A 670-nucleotide genomic window follows, 5' to 3' on the forward strand; every position below is an offset into this window, starting at 1 on the left:
TTTTTGGGTGATGGCTGCCTGATGGAAGGGATCTCCCACGAGGCCTGTGGTCTTGCAGGAACGCTGAAGCTCGGCAATCTGATTGCTATCTGGGACGATAACGGTATTTCGATCGATGGTCACGTAGAAGGCAGGTTTGCTGAAGATACGGCTGCCCGTTTTCGTGCCTACGGCTGGCATGTCATTGAAGGCGTTGATGGTCACGATCCAGAAGAGGTAGATGCTGCGGTGCGTGAAGCGAAAAGCGTCACGGATAAGCCCAGTCTGCTGTGCTGCAAAACGATTATCGGTTTTGGTTCGCCAAATAAAGCCAACAGCCACGATTGCCACGGCTCGGCGCTGGGTGCAGATGAAGTGGCGCTGGTGCGTGAACGTCTGCAATGGTCGTATGCCCCTTTCGAAATTCCTGGTGAAATTTATGCCGAATGGGATGCGACCGAGAAAGGCGCGCAGGTTCAACAGGAATGGGATGCACTGTTTGCCGACTACGCGAAGCAGTGGCCGGAACTGGCGGCGGAGTTTACTCGTCGCATGAAGGGTGATTTGCCTGCTGGCTGGGTCGAGAATATGCAGAAATATGTGCACGATCTGCAATCCCATCCGGCGGCGCTGGCAACCCGTCAGGTTAGCCAGAAATGCCTCAATCACTTCGCAGATATGCTGCCGGAAC

The 670-nt window shown here is 54.6% G+C and carries 1 protein-coding gene; it reads left to right on the plus strand.

Going from position 1 to position 670, the window contains the following annotated elements; genetic code table 11:
• Positions 1-670, plus strand: a 670-nt coding sequence (locus tag ACLO87_RS16750) for a thiamine pyrophosphate-dependent enzyme (RefSeq protein ID WP_430224337.1), incomplete at both ends; no start/stop codon positions are given.

Source organism: Paenalcaligenes sp. Me52, from assembly GCF_050487965.1.
Classification (GTDB): Bacteria; Pseudomonadota; Gammaproteobacteria; order Burkholderiales; family Burkholderiaceae_B; genus Paenalcaligenes.